The following is a 15,177-nucleotide window of genomic DNA, read 5'->3' as shown; positions in this document are numbered from 1 at the left end:
TTCAATTTCTAAGCAATGATGACAGAAAGACCTGGATTTTCAGGTCTTTCTGCTTTACAGGAAAAAGAAAAATACGTTATACTTTTCCTATAGAAAAAGGTTGGAGGAATATGTATGGCAGAAAAAATGGCAGAGCAGATCGCAGAGATTTTAAAAGAACCTAATTTTCAAACGGCAGAGAAAGCACTGACAAATTTCTGCGGACCGATGGATGGGGAATTCAGGAATCTTCTGGTGGATATTATTGTGGAACGATGGATTGATACGCCTAAAGACGTACCGTTTTCCTATGCCCGCAGCATTTGGAATCGGAAAGATATAAATAAAGAAGAGTATCAGGCATTGCTGGAGGAAATCCGAAGCTATCCCATCGCACCGATCAACAAGGCAAAGATATCGGATTTTTTATGGGTTGTGGAAAATGATTTTTCAAATGCTAAAATAGCAGAAACGGCTTATTGCGAATACCTGAAGAACACCGGTGCATTTGCAGATCATATCATGGCTATAAACCGGATCTTGTTTATCTCTAAAAAAATCCGAAGCAAGGAAATCAATGAAGAGGTGCGAAAGAATCTGCTGATAAAGTATTAGAAGAGTATGATAACAGCAGCCATGCAAAAATTGGATATTTGATAAAAACTGCCATGGAGGAAAAAGTGGATACAGGATATCTGATCCCTTATGTGGAAAATATCTTGAAAACCTACGATGACAATAGCTGCGATGCACCGCTCATTGGTAAGTTTTGTGATCTGTTGGAAGAACTCTATTGCAGAAAAAATAACTGGCAGAAGAAAAAGTGTATTACTGAACCTAAACTGATTGCGATACGAAGACGTAAGATTCAGGCTGTCCGGATGGAGGCTGAATATGCCGGGGCCTCTTCCAAAGGAAATTTAATGAGAAAGATTCACTATTTGAAAGAGGTTATTCAGTTGTTAAAGACCATACAGGGTACGGAAGAAGAAAGAAAGGCACTGTTGCAGGAAATAGCACAGATAGAAGAAGCTTCCCTTTCGGAGATGATGGTATGGAGTGATAAACAGGATGCCAGCGGCATTGTAAAAGAACTGTTCCGCCAACTGGAAGATCTTGATAAAGAAGAGGCATTATGTTATTTTGCTTCATTTCTTCCGATTCCGGTAAGAGAAAAGGTAAAGAATCAAGTATTAAATAGGACTGGGATCCTGAACACGATATTTCCAGCGGCAATCCTTGGAAAAGGAGGAAAATTAATTGCTAAAAGCAGGCCTGTGAAAAAGCCTGATGGAACAATCGATGAAGGTGCGCTTAAGGATAATATGGAGCGGACAGCAGCCATGGAGATGGATTATTTTGCACAGATTCTGGTGAGAAATACGTTTGAATATATTCGTTCCAGATTTGTGATCGAAGAGAGTGATGTAAAAAAGATTGTAGATGTAAGTTGTGCGATTCCGGAGGGGAGAAAAGAATCGTATACCAAGGGTCTTATGTTTGGCTTTTCAGGAGATTTTTTGACGGCGCTAAGTATCCTGATTCCACAGATAGAAAATGCAGTAAGATATCTGGCAGTGGAATGTGGAGAACCTGTTTACAACATGAATGAAGAAGGGATTGAAGAAATAAAATCAATGCACGCTGTCTTAGAATTGGAAGGAGTAAAAGAAAGTCTGGATGAAGACCTTATATTTGCTTTAAATACGATTTTCTGTTCAAAATTTGGATTTAACATGCGCAACAATGTGGCACATGGAATGCTGGATGATCAGGCATTCCAGAGCTTTAAAGCTTTGTATATCTGGTGGTTTGCACTGAAATTTTGCTATCTATTCTGCGGAAAATTACAGGAGGAGAATAGAAGCAAAATAAATAAAAAGCTGAAACAGCTGATGGAGAAGAAAGATAATATGGATGAGAATTAATATAAAATGGTTGGACGGATGGTATGGTTTCCTTAAAAAGTGTTCGGAAGTATCTGGCAAGCATAGCGTTTGGATATCAAAACGCACTTTGGGGACGGCCTCAACCCCCGGAATGTGTAGCACTGAGAGTAAATCTATAAATATAATATGAATTATAAAAACACTCCAACTTATTAGTAGTCAGAGTGTTTTTCATAAACATATATTTTTAAATAAAAATATAGAGAAAGTATTTTGGTAGTTACGGATTTAAGAAAAACCAAAATTCATGTCCCTGGCATACAATATAGCGCTCCAACCATTCATTAAAAGGAAGGTTAAAACGATCGGTGTCAGGAGCTGGATAACATAAATAATCTTCTCTACCTTCTAATACAGCTTGTAAATCCATGGTTATATCACCTATATCTTGCAGAAAAAGAACGGGAAGATGATAGGTGAATTCTGGATCAGATAAAATGGGTGTATTATTCCAAACCTCTTTTTGATTAAGAGCTTCTTTTAAAGAGTAGATGGTACAGCTGACTAGAGAACTACCCTCTTCTCCACAAAAAAGCTCCATTCCATTTGAACAAGATAAAAAGGCTTTATACGAAGCGGGAAGTTTCATGTTGGGAAAATATTTTTCAAATAACTGAAATTCTTCGGAGGATACAGGTGGGTAAAATTTATGAGTTACTTTTATAGGCTCATCACCTAAATGCCATTGATAGACCCAACCATTATTATCCATTTCATATTTTAAATTTTTGAAAATTCTGTGTATTGCATTTACATCTTCCATTATGTACTCTCTCCTTAATAATTTCTAAACCAAGAAGTTATTGCTCTATGGCTTTCGGTTTTGACAGGCATTAAATTCAATACCGCCCTCGTAATATTTAGAAACACAAAGCCGTACGGTTGCTGAACTAACGGCAAGTTTTTCAGCGATATCGTTGAAAGTCATGCCATCAGATTTATATAATAAAATTTTGGCACGATCTACAATTTGTGCCTGAATTGTTCTTTTTTTTGATAATGTTTTAAGGTAATCTTTGTCTTCCTCTGACAGAGTAAGATATGTTCTTCTCATAGCGTTCATCCCTTTCTTAGATAACACTATTATACCACACATTATCCTCAAAATATATAGTAGCTATTTAATTTACGTTATACTAGAAATGTGAACTTCCGTAATAATTAACTCTCGAAAGGCGGCGCCATGTATCTCGATTTTCAAGTAAAAATACCAACTGAATCAGCTGGCATTACTCGTAAAAAAATTAAGGGAACCACTTACATTTACTATGCATATGAACATAATTACAATACAAAAAAAGGGTATACTGTCCCTAAGAACACGACGATTAGAAAGTGTACAGAGGATGATTCGGAGCTGATGTATCCGAACACCAACTTTTTGAAATTTTTCCCGGCTGAGGAACTGCCGGAAACAAAAGGCAGTGCTTACAGGAGCGGGTGTCTCAGAGCTGGTACCTATTTTGTACTGCGTAAGATTATAGCGGAGTATCACCTGGATGAAATGCAGGGAGATATCATTGGAAAGAACAACGGTTTGTTTCTGGACTTGGCAGTGTATTCCATCATTGCAGAAAACAATGCCGGACAGTATTATCCCGATTATGCGTATAACCACCCATTATTTACAGACCGGATGAAAATCTACAGTGACACAAAAGTCTCCGATTTTATTAACAGCATAACCAGGCTCTGCCAGATTGGCGGTGCGGTGGAATCGGTGCTGGGTTCTGCAATTGAGGAAGAAGATATCCCGAAGCTGATTGGCTTCTTAAAAAGGCAGGAAGCAAACGGAAAGTTTTTCTCAAAGGCAATGCAGAAAGAGCCAGTTGCAAATACGGAGGAAGTGTAATGCCGGAGGGAGTGGGTTTTCCATTCCCTTCATTGTTTTTTATGAAGGGCGCACTTATGGACAACCAGAGGTCGTCCGTATAAGTTTGCCACAAGTGGCAACCGGTCTGCGCTCACGCTTGCCGGGCTCGTTCCGTCGGCGGGCATTTCATGCAGACCTGCTCATGCCGTAGGAGGCACTCTTCGCCAGAGGGGCGCATTCCATGCAGGCTGTTATGCACAGGGCACTCTTATGCAGAGGGCGTTCCGGCAGATACCTTTTTCTTTTAGGAAAACGTTACCTGCCGGAAATCAAAGCCGGATACGGCAGAAAGGAGGAAACGGATCATGGCAATTTTTCATTATACAGTAAAGATTGTTGGACGCAGCAAAGGAAAATCCATCATATCGGCATCTGCTTATCTCAATGGCGATGTGATGAAAAATGAAGAAACAGGCAGGATCAGTTATTACACTTCCAAAAGAGAAGTTGTTTATACCAACCTGTTGATGTGTGAAAATGCACCACAGGAATGGCTGAATGTACCTGCTCTTTTATATCAGACGGTTCCAGAAATCTATCCGATATAAAAGAGCAGATAACAAAGATGCCGCACTGGAAAAATTTAAACTCACTTTTCAGAAACAGCGTTTGTGGAATGAAGTTTTGAAGATTGAGAAGACCTCGGATGCACAACTCGGCAGGTCATTTGAGTTCTCACTTCCGAAAGAATGGAGCCGACAGGAACAGATTGATTATACAACTGAATATATTCAAAAGACCTTTGTAGATAAGGGAATGTGTGCGGACTGGAGCATCCACGATAAAGGCGATGGAAATCCTCATGTGCATTTACTTGTGACGATGCGATCATTCAATCCAGACCATTCATGGGGAAACAAAGAAGTCAAGGACTGGGATTTTGTCAGAGATGAAAATGGAAATATTGTGGTGGATGAATCCCATTCGGACTGGTGGCAGGATAAAAAGAACCCTGACCGTCATGGAATCCGAATCCCGGTATTGGACGAAAATGGCAATCAGAAAGTCGGTGCAAGGAACCGTAAACAGTGGAAACGTGTATTAACCGATGCTACCAGGTGGAACAATCCGAAAAATTGTGAACTGTGGCGGAGTGAATGGGCGAATGTATGTAATGCTCATTTGAAAGTGGAAAATCACATTGACCACCGTTCTTATGCAAGGCAGGGAAAATTTGAGATACCAACGATCCATGAGGGTGCTGATGCCAGAAAAATTGATGAGAAATTTCAAAACGGACAGACATCCTCCGCTTCATGGAAAGTGGAGGAAAACCAGATCATTAAAAACGCTATTCCGATAAATCTCATGGTATTCCTATTACTATCACATGTTATTTATATTGGAATCCGATGTTATGTGAAAGACTGGCAGGAAGAACGGGGATATTTTTAAAATCTAATTTGTTCATTTGCGTTATTTATATTTATTTTCATGCTAATATATATTATCATATTAGCATGAAAGGAGAATCTATATGACTCAATTTGAAAAATTAGATTTGTTATTGCGTGAATGTGGAGGGACAATTCAGACATTTCAAGTCCTAAATAATGGAATTAGTAAGTCTGTGTTTTATGCCTATGTGAAGGAACGAGGATTAGAGCAAGCTTCTCATGGTGTGTATGTATCACCTGATACGTGGACAGATGCGATGTTCCTTTTGCATTTGCGTTGTGGTCAAGCTGTATTTTCTCACGAAACTGCATCGTTTTTTCATGATTTAACGGACAGAGAGCCTTTGAAATACACCATAACAGTAAGAACTGGATATAATCCAAGCCGTTTGCAGGAAGACGGTTTTCAAGTGTATACAGTAAAAAAGGATTTACATGAAATAGGGATCACAACTATGCTGACATCATTTGGACATTCAGTTCCGGTTTATGATATGGAGAGAACGATTTGCGATCTGCTTCGCAGCAGGAAAAATATTGAAATGCAGGTCTTCCAAGATGCATTAAAGCAATATGCGAAACGTAAGGATAAAAACTTACGGATGCTTATGAAATACGCAGCTATGTTTCATGTTGAAAAGATACTAAGACCATATTTGGAGGTGTTACTTTAGATGATAACAACAGCAAGACAATTAAAGGATTTAATTCGTAATATGTCAAAGAAAAAATCCGCAGATGCACAGATTTTGATGCGGAATTATATGATGGAACGTTTTTTAGAACGAATTTCTTTATCAGAGTATAAAAACCAGTTTATATTAAAAGGTGGAATGCTGGTGGCGGCAATGGTTGGTCTGGATGCCAGAGCTACTATGGATCTGGATGCTACCATAAAAGGCACTAATGTTAGTGTGGAGGATGTAGAAATGATTATATCCCAAAGAAGGAGTTGCATCATGAATAGGATTTTGATTATAGATGATGACAAAGCACTGTGTGAATTGATTAAACGTAGCGTACAAGCAGAAAACATAGAAGCTGATTTTTGTAATACCGGAAAAGAGGGTTTACAAAAATTAAAAGAGCAGGAATACCAGCTTGTAGTGCTGGATGTGATGATGCCCGGCATGGATGGTTTTGAAACGCTGGAAGAAATTCGCAAGGAGTACAGCTTACCGATTTTGATGTTTACATCTAAAAATGACAGCCTTTCTAAAGTACGAGGCTTACGGGCCGGAGCGGACGATTATCTTACAAAACCGTTTGATATGGATGAACTGATTGCCCGTATTGCGTCTCTTATACGCCGCTACACCCGTTTTAATCAGCAAGCCGGAGCCATACAAAAGCTAAATTTTAACGGACTGCAGATTGACCTTGAAAATCGTTCTGTTACTACATCAAACGGCACTTTTGAACTGCCCCCAAAGGAATTTGATTTACTCCTGTACTGTGCAAAGCATCAAGGAAAAATTTTGACAAAACAACAGATTTATGAGGAAGTTTGGGGCGAAGAATATTTCTATGATGACAGTAACATTATGGCGATTATCAGTCGGCTTCGTAAAAAATTAGAAGTCAATCCTTCAAGCCCAAAGTATATACAAACGGTCAAAGGGATTGGCTACCGGTTTAATAAGGAGGTGTAGTCAGTATGGAAATCATTGTATTCTTGTCCATTGTGATTGCTGTTGTAGCTGTATTGACTTCCATCGTTCTCGTTCAGCGTGTAAAAAAACAAATAGCAGAAATGGCCGATGTGCTGGTTGATGTGAAAAACGGAAATGGCAACCGGCGTATTCTATCTGCAACAAATGAACTGACAGCACCTCTTGCTTATGAAATCAACGAGATCGTTGTGGCCTATGAAAGCAGACTTTCAACTGTACGGCAGACGGAAGAAACCAACCGCCAGCTTATGACGAGCCTTTCCCATGATGTGCGAACGCCCCTTACTACTCTGATTGGGTATCTTGACGCTGCACACAAAGGACTGGTCACAGGAAAAGACCGGGATGATTATATTGAAACCGCCCGCCGGAAAGCCCATGATCTGAAAGAATATATTGATGTACTCTTTGACTGGTTCAAGTTAAATTCTAACGAGTTTGCTTTGGAGATCCAGAGCGTTGAAGCTGCAGAGCTGACAAGAAATATCCTAATCGACTGGATACCGATTTTTGAAGATAAGCAGGTCGATTATGACATTGATATTCCCGAACATCCTGTCCGGGTAAGATTGGATATGGACAGCTATATGAGGATCGTTAATAATCTCATTCAAAATGTAATCGCTCACAGCCATGCAGACAAAATCGAAATTGCCCTGTCAAAGAAGGAAAATAACATGGAGCTGCTGCTTGCGGATAATGGAGTGGGAATTGAGAAGGAAGATTTGAAACACATTTTTGAACGGCTCTATAAGTGTGACAAAGGACGGTCTGACAAAGGCAGCGGTCTTGGTCTTTCTATTGTCCATCAGCTTGTAGAAAAGATGGGTGGGAGCATAACAGTTGAAAGTGTACCGGGAAAAGGAACGGAATTTACTTTGCTTTTTCCTTTGGAAATTTAAGCGGGTTCCCGTCTTTATGGCGGGAGCCTTACTTATTTTCAGAAGTCTTTTAGAAAATGGCATGGGAACCTTCTCAATCCCCAAACGGATTGAGAAGTAGCGGAATAGGATTTGCCTTGCAATTCATTCCTTAATTGCAAGGTTAATGCAAGGTTGCGGCAAGGTTAATGCAAGGTTGGCATGATAGAATACCTTACAGAACAGGAGGTTTTGAATATGGATACAAATTATATCATTGAAACAAAAAATCTGACGAAGCAATACGGCTCACAAAAGAGTGTGGCTGACTTAAATATCCATGTGAAGCGTGGGAGAATTTACGGTCTGCTGGGCAGAAACGGAGCCGGAAAAACCACTACCATGAAAATGCTGTTGGGCTTAACGAAGCCGACTTCCGGGGAGGTCAAAATCTGGGGAAAGTCTTTGCAAGGGAATGAAAAGAAGCTGTTGCCCCGTATCGGAAGCCTGATTGAGTCCCCAGGTTTTTATCCCAATCTGACCGGCACAGAGAACCTGCGTATCTTTGCTACTTTGCGGGGCGTACCAAACAATCATGCTATCAAAGATGCTCTGGATCTGGTAGGACTGCCCTACAAAGATAAAAAGCTCTTTTCACAGTATTCTCTTGGTATGAAGCAGCGGCTTGCCATCGCCCTTGCCGTTATGCACGATCCGGAGCTTTTGATTTTGGATGAGCCGATCAACGGCCTCGATCCCATCGGTATTGCAGAAGTACGCTCCTTTATTCGGGAGCTTTGCAACGCAAGAGGAAAAACTATTTTGATTTCCAGTCACATTCTTTCAGAGATTTCCTTGCTGGCTGACGATATTGGAATTATTGACCACGGTGCATTGCTGGAAGAAGAAAGCCTTGCTGAGCTGGAGCAAAAAAGCAGTAAACATATCCGTTTTACGCTCTCTGATACTGCACAGGCGGCAAGAATTTTGGAACGCAATTTCCATGAAAACCATTTCTCCATACAGGACGACCATAATCTGCGCCTGCACAACCTTGATCTACCTGTGGGGAAAATTGTAACTGCCTTTGTAGAAAATGGATTGGAGGTATCGGAGGCGCATACTTGTGAAGAAAGTCTTGAAGATTACTTCAAGCGTGTGACAGGGGGAGAAGGAATTGCTTAAACTAATCAAATGCGAATTTTTGAAATTGAAACGGAAGCCATTGGTATTTATTTCCCTACTGCTTTCTGTTTTCATGCCATTGGCTTATGCTTTCTTTCTGGCAGATGTAAACACTGATGTGGATGCTGTAAATGGAGTGATGTCCAGCCTATTCCAACTTAGTGCATATTTGTTTTTGATGCCACTTCTTGTGATACTGGCTTCGAATCTGTTGTTTGAGGAACTCGATAATGACACACTGAAAAACCTTGTTACCATACCGGTAAATAGAACCAAGCTAGTGCTGTCCAAAATGCTGGTTTTACTGTTGTTTGCCGTTGGCTTTATGGCAGTTGGAGGATTGGTAAACCTTGCGGTTTTGTTGTTTCAGGGTTGGGAGCCGGTTGGTTTTTTGACCTTGTTTGGCGTTGGGATTGAAGAAGGGTTGATTATGTGGGTTGGCGCACTTCCCTGCATTCTGCTCGTTATTCTTCTTAATAAAAACTATATCGTGTCTGTTGTGATTACCTTTTTCTATACGATTGCGAATTATATCCTTTCCATGAACGATATGTTTCTTACACAGCCTTTTGGTTTGAACATAGGAACCCTGTTCCCGGGACCGCTGGCCTTCCGCTGGACATTTCAATTTTATGACCAAAGCCAGACCAGTGCGGAGTTGGCAGATTTGTTGGAACGGGTCAGTCCGTATTTTCTGAATAGTGTTCAGGTATTTGGTGTGGTTATTGTAGAAGCCATTGTATTTCTTGCGCTGATTGCATTTGTTTACCGGCGTCAGGAAATCTAAGGGGGTGTGACTATGTGGAACTTATTAAAATCGGAATTATTGAAACTGCGCCGGTGCCAAATCCTTTTGGTAGGGTTGGTAGCGCTTGCACTTTGTCCTTTGGTGCAATATGGAAGCCAGTTAATTATGGAGGCGGAGTACCGAAATCCAAACTATGATTTTTCTGCACTATTTGAAAATGTTGTTTGGGGAAACACTCAGATATTCCTTCCAATTTCACTGGTAATGATCGGAGGATGGCTTATAGACAGAGAATCCACTCATGATACACTGAAAAACATCATGACAATTCCTGTTTCTATGCCGAAAATGTTGGGAGCTAAGTTACTTTTAGTCGGTATGCTTGCAGTTTTGCTGGGAATATACAGCGTTGGCATTACCTTGATTACTGGTTTGACGGTTGGATTATCGGGATTGACAGCGGAAGTGTTTTTTCATGGAGGTACGCAGATCGTGTTAGCAGCTCTGACGACCTATTTGGTCTGTATGCCGCTGATTCTGATTTTTGGGCAGATCCGAGGGGCATATCTGGGCGGTTCCATTCTGGCGTTCTTTCTTGGATACAGCATGTTGTTTTTCAAAGGTGGTATCCTTGCCAGCATCTATCCGTTCTCTGCTGCGCTGATTTTAGTGGGATTTGACATGAGTGAATATGCCGGAACAACCACATCCTCAACCCCTTTGTTGGCGGTCATTGGGGTTGGCATCATGGTTCTCTGGGCGGTGCTGTTGTTACTGATGTCCAGTAACAAAAAAGAAATGAAATCCCGTAAACAGGCAAATGCCAAGGGAAAAGGAAAGCGTGCTGTACGCAGGAAAGGAAGGTGATAGCTGTGAAGAAAATAGTTTTATCATTATGCCTGATACTATTGGGTGCTTCTGTGCTTTCAGGTTGTACAAAAGACGAATTTCTCGATCAGTATAACAATATTGTTCAGTCTGCTGGTTCCATAGCGCTTACCGGAAATTCATCCTTACAAGGTACGAAAGAAAAAGGAATTGATGATTATACAGGAAGCTATACAGCCAACTATGAGGATTTTTCAGATACAGAGTATTTGTTCGGCGGAACTTCCATAAAGCGTGAAGCTGGTAAGGACCTGTCTATTGACTGCGCGCTGGAGGTTACGGAGGGAACTGCAAAAGTATTTTGGATTTCTGGATCTGATGAAGCAGTCACGTTGATTGAAGCAACCGGAACTTATAGTGACACAATTACACTTCCTGATGGTGGAAATTATATTGGCATTGAATGTGAGAATTTCACTGGAAACATTGAATTAAATATTGAATAATACTCTGCCGGACGACGGCAAAAGAAAAAAAGCCGTCGTAGAGCAGACAATTGATATGCTCCCTTCTAAGTAGACAAGAGAAATAATAAAATCTTGTTTATTTAGAAGGGAGCTTTCTTTATGGCATTCAAACATAAATTTACTTATGAAGAAAAAGTCAAAATAGTTTCTGAATACATTGATGGAACATATGGGTTCAGAGAAATATGTAAACGTTATGATATTAATCAAGGTTCTTTAAAAGATTGGAAACGACTTTATGAAACCTTTGGATGGAGCGGTTTGAAAACCGCTTCTAAAACTACTCGTTATTCAAAAGAAACTAAAGAGGCAGCTGTTAGAGATTACTTGTCTCATGAGTTTACATTCCCAGAAATATTAAAAAAGTATCAGATTCGTTCTGGAACTCAACTCAAAAAGTGGATAAAGAAGTATAATGGTTGTGAAGTATTAAAATCTTCTGGAACAGGGGGAAACAATATCATGACCACAGGCAGAAAAACCACATTTGATGAAAGGATCGAAATCGTACAGTATTGTATTGCACATGATCATAATTATGCCGAAACAGCCGAAGAATATCAGGTATCCTATCAGCAGGCACGTAACTATACTATTAAATATGAATCAAAAGGTGTAGAAGCTCTAAAGGATAATCGTGGAAAAAGAAAATCTCTAGATTCAATGAGTGAGTTAGAAAAACTCCGTGCTGAAGTTAAAATCTTACGTGCTGAAAAAGAACGTGCTGAAATGGAGGTTGCATTCTTAAAAAAATTAGAGGAGATCGAAAGGAGGCGGGGCTAAACCGAATAAGAAACGAACATACTTATCTGGCAATCAAAGAGCTTCATGAAGAAACGAAATTTTCTATCTGCTCATTATGTAAGATTGGGCATGTTTCCAGAGCAGCCTATTATAAATGGTTAAACCATAAAGAAAGTGATAATGACAAATTGAATCAGAAGTTGGCAGAAAGATTGGAAGAATTGCATAAGCAGCATCCGGACATGGGATATCGCCGATTAAACGACAAATTATATCATGATGATAAAATCGACGTAAACGACAAACGTATCTTACGAATCTGTCGCAAAAAGCAGATAAAATCCACTTTGAAACATCGTTATGATGGTTGTACCAGACCTTCCAGAAATCCAGGCTTCATCGCAGAGAATGTTTTAAACAGAGATTTTCATGCAGATAATCCAAACGAAAAATGGGTAACCGATGTTACAGAGTTCAAATACGGCACATCCTTCGACGATATTCATAAACTATATCTTAGTGTTATTTTAGATTTGTGTGACCGACGACCTGTAGCATATGTTTTAGGTGATTCGAACAATAATCAACTCGTATTCGATACTTTTGATCAGGCAGTAACCTTGAATCCAGATGCTAAGCCGATTTTTCATAGTGACAGGGGTTACCAATATACATCCAGGGCATTTCATCATAAACTGGAACAAGCTGGAATGACTCAAAGTATGTCACGTGTTGCTCATTGTACAGACAATGGTCCAATGGAAGGGTTCTGGGGAATTTTAAAACGAGAAATGTATTATAAGAAGAAATTTCATAGTAGAGAAGAATTAGTCTCCGCGATTGTTGAATATATAGATTATTACAGAAACGACAGACCTCAACGAGGTCTCGGTATTCTAACTCCAATGGAATACCATGACATGCTTATGGCAGCATAAAAATGCTACCCAGCATGATCTGGGTAGCAAAAAACCTATATTTTTTTAATTGTCTACTTGACGGGGCGCACACCAAATTTGAAACGCCCATTTGAAACGGCGGCTTTGATTTTCAGAGCCGCCGTTTCTTTGCGTCTACACAAACCTATGACGACTTGCGGGGACACGGTAGCCGATTGGAGGTTAATTTACCGTGTCCTGTTTGCTTTTTCAAAGCCCACATGATCTACATCAGTTAAAAAAGTATTACTCCTCCCGGGCACGTATAACATTGCATCGGCATTATCGTTCCATGTAATTCAGTATAATAATGGCTGTTCTTGGCGCGCCAGTTTTCCATCACGGAAATCTGGCGTTTTCTTATAGATTTGTACTTGCCTGTTTATCCAATATACGGGAATATTAAAGTAGCTTCACACCCTTTCGGGAAAACATTAGTAAGTTTGAAATTGCCGTTATGAGCTATGGCGACTTGTTGGACAATCAGCAATCCAAGCCCATGTCTTAAATCAAGCCGTTCATCTGTGATTTCCATATAATGCGGTTTTTCTTCCAGCTCTTGTAGCTTTTCAGCAGACAGACCCGTTCCGTTATCCGTAACCGCCAAGATAAGATGGTTTTGCGATGCTGTAAGAGAAATGCAGACTTCACAGCCCTGTGGGTTGTGTTTCATGCTGTTCTGGACAAGGTTATTTACAGCTCGCGAAATCAATCTGGCATCACATTCCAACACAGCATTTTCGGCGTCAGGAGTGATCTTAATTCCGATGTTGTAGCTATCGGAAATTCCTGTATTCAACAGGTCTGCTACATAGGATCGCAGTAGTTTGGATAAGCGAACCATCTCTTTATTAAGCGGCTGCATCTCATATTCCAACTGCGATACTAAATTCAAATCCTGCACCAGCTCTTTGATTTTTACACTTTGCTTCCGTACTATTTCCGCCTGTTCACGGATGCTCTTGCTGGCAGCTTTACTTTCTGCAATACGGTCCGCATACCCCATAATCATGGAGAGAGGTGTGCGGATGTCATGGGAAACGCCGCTGATCCAGTTCGCCCGCGCTTCATTTTGCCTATTCAAAATGGAAGAAGCTTTGTTTACACTGCTTGCAATTTCCGATAGTTCTCCGCTGATATGAAGTGAAACTGGCTTTCCATCTGCCAAAGTTTCCACAGCGGACACAATCGGTTCGGTATTGTGAATGATTCTGCGTTTGGAAAAGTAATAGGCTGAAAAGAGGCACAGCAAATCCAAGCCAAGCATCCCCAGAACAAAGATGGGGAGTCGTTGAAGTGCTGCAATGGAATAGTAATTGCTGGTGAGTTTTGTGTAGCTGTCTGTGGGATAGCCCAGCACCAACAACCCATCATCGGTGTTCCAAATAAAAACCGGGTAATCCTCAATATACCCTTTTGAAAATAGTGCGACATCTTGAATTGTGTAATTTTTCGGCACATTGTCCGGCAAATCAACCGACCAATAACATTGACCATCTGTATTCAAGTAGATCGCCCAAATATGATTCTGTCGGAGCATTTGCACCGCCTCATCCGATAATTGTTCCGGCGTAGCGGCGGTAGCAGTCATTTCCAACATGGCTTGCGGGGATGAATCGCCATAATCCTCGGTCACAATCTTTTGAAAAGTCAGACCGAATACTACTGCATTAAGAAAAAGCAATATCAGAATAAAGGCAACGAACGACACAAGATATTTAGATATATAACTTCCGAATGATTTCATGACATCACTTCCTTGCTATCAGCTTATAGCCTAATCCTTTAATGGTTATTAGGGACACGGGTTTTGATGGATCGGTTTCAATCTTTTCCCGGACGCGCCGGACATGAGCATTGAGGCTGTTTTCGTAGCCAAAAGGATTATCCCCCCAGAGGGCTTCACAAAGCGCATCTACGGTAACAATCTTTCCAGCATTACGGGCAAGCGTTTCAAGTAAAGTATGTTCTTTGGCTGTCAGGGAAATAATTTCGCTGCCCTTATGGACTTCGGCCCGGCTGAAATCAATCGTACATCCATCCAAAACAAGCAGCGGTGAATCCTCTTTGTAGGTCCGCCGCAGTACCGCATAGATACGCAGTAACAGTTCCTGCGGCATAAAGGGCTTAGAAATGTAGTCATCTGCACCAAGCCCCAATCCCGATAATTTGTCGGCTGCTTCGTCCTTTGCTGTTAAGAAAATGATCGGCACATTGGTAAAAGTGCGGAAATGTTGCATCAGAGAAAAGCCATCCCCATCCGGCAGCATGACATCCAAAACAATTAAATCGGGAGTTTCCTCTTTTGCGGTCAAAATAGCTTCTTTGACCGTCATTGCGGTAAGGACAGTTTCAAATCCTGCATCTTTCAATATATCTGAAACCATTTTCAATAGTTCCTGTTCATCATCTACCAACAGGAGCCTTTTAGTATGTAAAAAGGAATTATCCATAGCAGTTTCTCCAATCTGATTTT

The 15,177-nt window shown here is 40.6% G+C and carries 16 protein-coding genes and 3 pseudogenes; 15 read left to right on the top strand and 4 right to left on the bottom strand.

The features are described from left to right. Positions 1–114: 114 nt before the first annotated feature. Both CCC70_RS13785 and CCC70_RS13780 read left to right on the top strand, forming a co-directional pair. On the top strand, positions 115–594 hold the full coding sequence (locus CCC70_RS13785; RefSeq protein ID WP_118369290.1) for a hypothetical protein: 480 nt from the start codon (positions 115–117) through the stop codon (positions 592–594). 65 nt (positions 595–659) lie between these two features. Next, entirely contained in the window at positions 660–1,907 is a 1,248-nt protein-coding gene (locus tag CCC70_RS13780; protein ID WP_193599937.1) for a DUF4209 domain-containing protein, read from the top strand. A 241-nt stretch (positions 1,908–2,148) separates the two neighbouring features. Here the strand turns inward: CCC70_RS13780 and CCC70_RS13775 are convergent, their stop codons facing one another. Next, the gene (locus CCC70_RS13775) at positions 2,149–2,691 is read right to left on the bottom strand and encodes an SMI1/KNR4 family protein (protein WP_118369294.1); all 543 of its coding nucleotides are present in this window, start codon (positions 2,689–2,691) and stop codon (positions 2,149–2,151) included. Positions 2,692–2,736: 45 nt separating this feature from the next. After that, a complete protein-coding gene (locus CCC70_RS13770) occupies positions 2,737–2,982 on the bottom strand; it encodes a helix-turn-helix domain-containing protein (RefSeq protein WP_243003937.1) in 246 nt (81 codons plus the stop codon). Positions 2,983–3,615: 633 nt separating this feature from the next. Between CCC70_RS13770 and CCC70_RS13765 the strand changes: the two are divergent. From CCC70_RS13765 to CCC70_RS13705, 13 genes and pseudogenes are all read left to right on the top strand, one after another. After that, positions 3,616–3,780 (top strand): annotated as a pseudogene (locus tag CCC70_RS13765) (relaxasome subunit MobC); the annotation flags it as partial. A 326-nt stretch (positions 3,781–4,106) separates the two neighbouring features. Continuing rightward, positions 4,107–5,088, top strand: a pseudogene (locus tag CCC70_RS13760) (MobA/MobL family protein); the annotation flags it as partial. Positions 5,089–5,109: 21 nt separating this feature from the next. After that, a complete protein-coding gene (locus CCC70_RS13755) occupies positions 5,110–5,196 on the top strand; it encodes a DUF6040 family protein (protein WP_242997104.1) in 87 nt (28 codons plus the stop codon). 82 nt (positions 5,197–5,278) lie between these two features. Then, positions 5,279–5,872 carry a type IV toxin-antitoxin system AbiEi family antitoxin domain-containing protein gene (locus CCC70_RS13750; protein ID WP_021651954.1) on the top strand — a complete coding sequence of 198 codons (594 nt, stop codon included), beginning with the start codon at positions 5,279–5,281 and terminating at the stop codon, positions 5,870–5,872. Beyond that, a pseudogene (locus CCC70_RS16410) lies at positions 5,873–6,124 on the top strand (nucleotidyl transferase AbiEii/AbiGii toxin family protein); the annotation flags it as partial. Between the two features lie 33 nt (positions 6,125–6,157). Further along, positions 6,158–6,850, top strand: a complete 693-nt coding sequence (locus CCC70_RS13740; RefSeq protein ID WP_270406295.1) for a response regulator transcription factor — start codon at positions 6,158–6,160, stop codon at positions 6,848–6,850. 5 nt (positions 6,851–6,855) lie between these two features. Next, on the top strand, positions 6,856–7,773 hold the full coding sequence (locus tag CCC70_RS13735) for a sensor histidine kinase (RefSeq protein ID WP_021651951.1): 918 nt from the start codon (positions 6,856–6,858) through the stop codon (positions 7,771–7,773). A gap of 216 nt (positions 7,774–7,989) precedes the next feature. Next, positions 7,990–8,916: an ABC transporter ATP-binding protein gene (locus tag CCC70_RS13730; protein WP_118064583.1), complete on the top strand. Its 927-nt coding sequence runs from the start codon at positions 7,990–7,992 to the stop codon at positions 8,914–8,916. Next, the gene (locus tag CCC70_RS13725) at positions 8,909–9,703 is read left to right on the top strand and encodes an ABC transporter permease (RefSeq protein ID WP_021651949.1); all 795 of its coding nucleotides are present in this window, start codon (positions 8,909–8,911) and stop codon (positions 9,701–9,703) included. The genes CCC70_RS13730 and CCC70_RS13725 overlap by 8 nt, the downstream gene beginning before the upstream one ends. Before the next feature lie 12 nt (positions 9,704–9,715). Further along, the gene (locus CCC70_RS13720) at positions 9,716–10,531 is read left to right on the top strand and encodes an ABC transporter permease (protein ID WP_118369374.1); all 816 of its coding nucleotides are present in this window, start codon (positions 9,716–9,718) and stop codon (positions 10,529–10,531) included. Between the two features lie 5 nt (positions 10,532–10,536). Next, the gene (locus CCC70_RS13715) at positions 10,537–10,998 is read left to right on the top strand and encodes a hypothetical protein (RefSeq protein WP_118064587.1); all 462 of its coding nucleotides are present in this window, start codon (positions 10,537–10,539) and stop codon (positions 10,996–10,998) included. 120 nt (positions 10,999–11,118) lie between these two features. Further along, positions 11,119–11,802 carry a helix-turn-helix domain-containing protein gene (locus CCC70_RS13710; RefSeq protein WP_118369385.1) on the top strand — a complete coding sequence of 228 codons (684 nt, stop codon included), beginning with the start codon at positions 11,119–11,121 and terminating at the stop codon, positions 11,800–11,802. Further along, positions 11,760–12,701: an IS3 family transposase gene (locus tag CCC70_RS13705; RefSeq protein ID WP_118369387.1), complete on the top strand. Its 942-nt coding sequence runs from the start codon at positions 11,760–11,762 to the stop codon at positions 12,699–12,701. Before CCC70_RS13710 ends, CCC70_RS13705 begins: the two co-directional genes overlap by 43 nt. 382 nt (positions 12,702–13,083) lie before the next feature. Here the strand turns inward: CCC70_RS13705 and CCC70_RS13700 are convergent, their stop codons facing one another. Beyond that, positions 13,084–14,448, bottom strand: a complete 1,365-nt coding sequence (locus CCC70_RS13700; RefSeq protein ID WP_118369280.1) for a sensor histidine kinase — start codon at positions 14,446–14,448, stop codon at positions 13,084–13,086. A 4-nt stretch (positions 14,449–14,452) separates the two neighbouring features. After that, positions 14,453–15,154: a response regulator transcription factor gene (locus CCC70_RS13695; RefSeq protein WP_015515120.1), complete on the bottom strand. Its 702-nt coding sequence runs from the start codon at positions 15,152–15,154 to the stop codon at positions 14,453–14,455. Positions 15,155–15,177: the final 23 nt, after the last annotated feature.

Source organism: Blautia sp. LMAG:89 (assembly GCF_008679485.1).
Lineage (GTDB): Bacteria > Bacillota > Clostridia > Lachnospirales > Lachnospiraceae > Blautia_A > Blautia_A fusiformis.
The sequence above is the reverse complement of the archived record's forward strand: the minus strand, read 5'-3'. Positions and strand labels throughout refer to the sequence as shown.

Coding starts and splice junctions, on each gene's coding strand:
- CCC70_RS13785 (WP_118369290.1), top strand. CDS start 115: ATGGCAGAAAAAATGGCAGAGCAGATCGCAGAGATTTTAAAAGAACCT.
- CCC70_RS13775 (WP_118369294.1), bottom strand. CDS start 2,691: ATGGAAGATGTAAATGCAATACACAGAATTTTCAAAAATTTAAAATAT.
- CCC70_RS13770 (WP_243003937.1), bottom strand. CDS start 2,982: ATGAGAAGAACATATCTTACTCTGTCAGAGGAAGACAAAGATTACCTT.
- CCC70_RS13755 (WP_242997104.1), top strand. CDS start 5,110: ATGGTATTCCTATTACTATCACATGTTATTTATATTGGAATCCGATGT.
- CCC70_RS13750 (WP_021651954.1), top strand. CDS start 5,279: ATGACTCAATTTGAAAAATTAGATTTGTTATTGCGTGAATGTGGAGGG.
- CCC70_RS13740 (WP_270406295.1), top strand. CDS start 6,158: ATGAATAGGATTTTGATTATAGATGATGACAAAGCACTGTGTGAATTG.
- CCC70_RS13735 (WP_021651951.1), top strand. CDS start 6,856: ATGGAAATCATTGTATTCTTGTCCATTGTGATTGCTGTTGTAGCTGTA.
- CCC70_RS13730 (WP_118064583.1), top strand. CDS start 7,990: ATGGATACAAATTATATCATTGAAACAAAAAATCTGACGAAGCAATAC.
- CCC70_RS13720 (WP_118369374.1), top strand. CDS start 9,716: ATGTGGAACTTATTAAAATCGGAATTATTGAAACTGCGCCGGTGCCAA.
- CCC70_RS13710 (WP_118369385.1), top strand. CDS start 11,119: ATGGCATTCAAACATAAATTTACTTATGAAGAAAAAGTCAAAATAGTT.
- CCC70_RS13700 (WP_118369280.1), bottom strand. CDS start 14,448: ATGAAATCATTCGGAAGTTATATATCTAAATATCTTGTGTCGTTCGTT.
- CCC70_RS13695 (WP_015515120.1), bottom strand. CDS start 15,154: ATGGATAATTCCTTTTTACATACTAAAAGGCTCCTGTTGGTAGATGAT.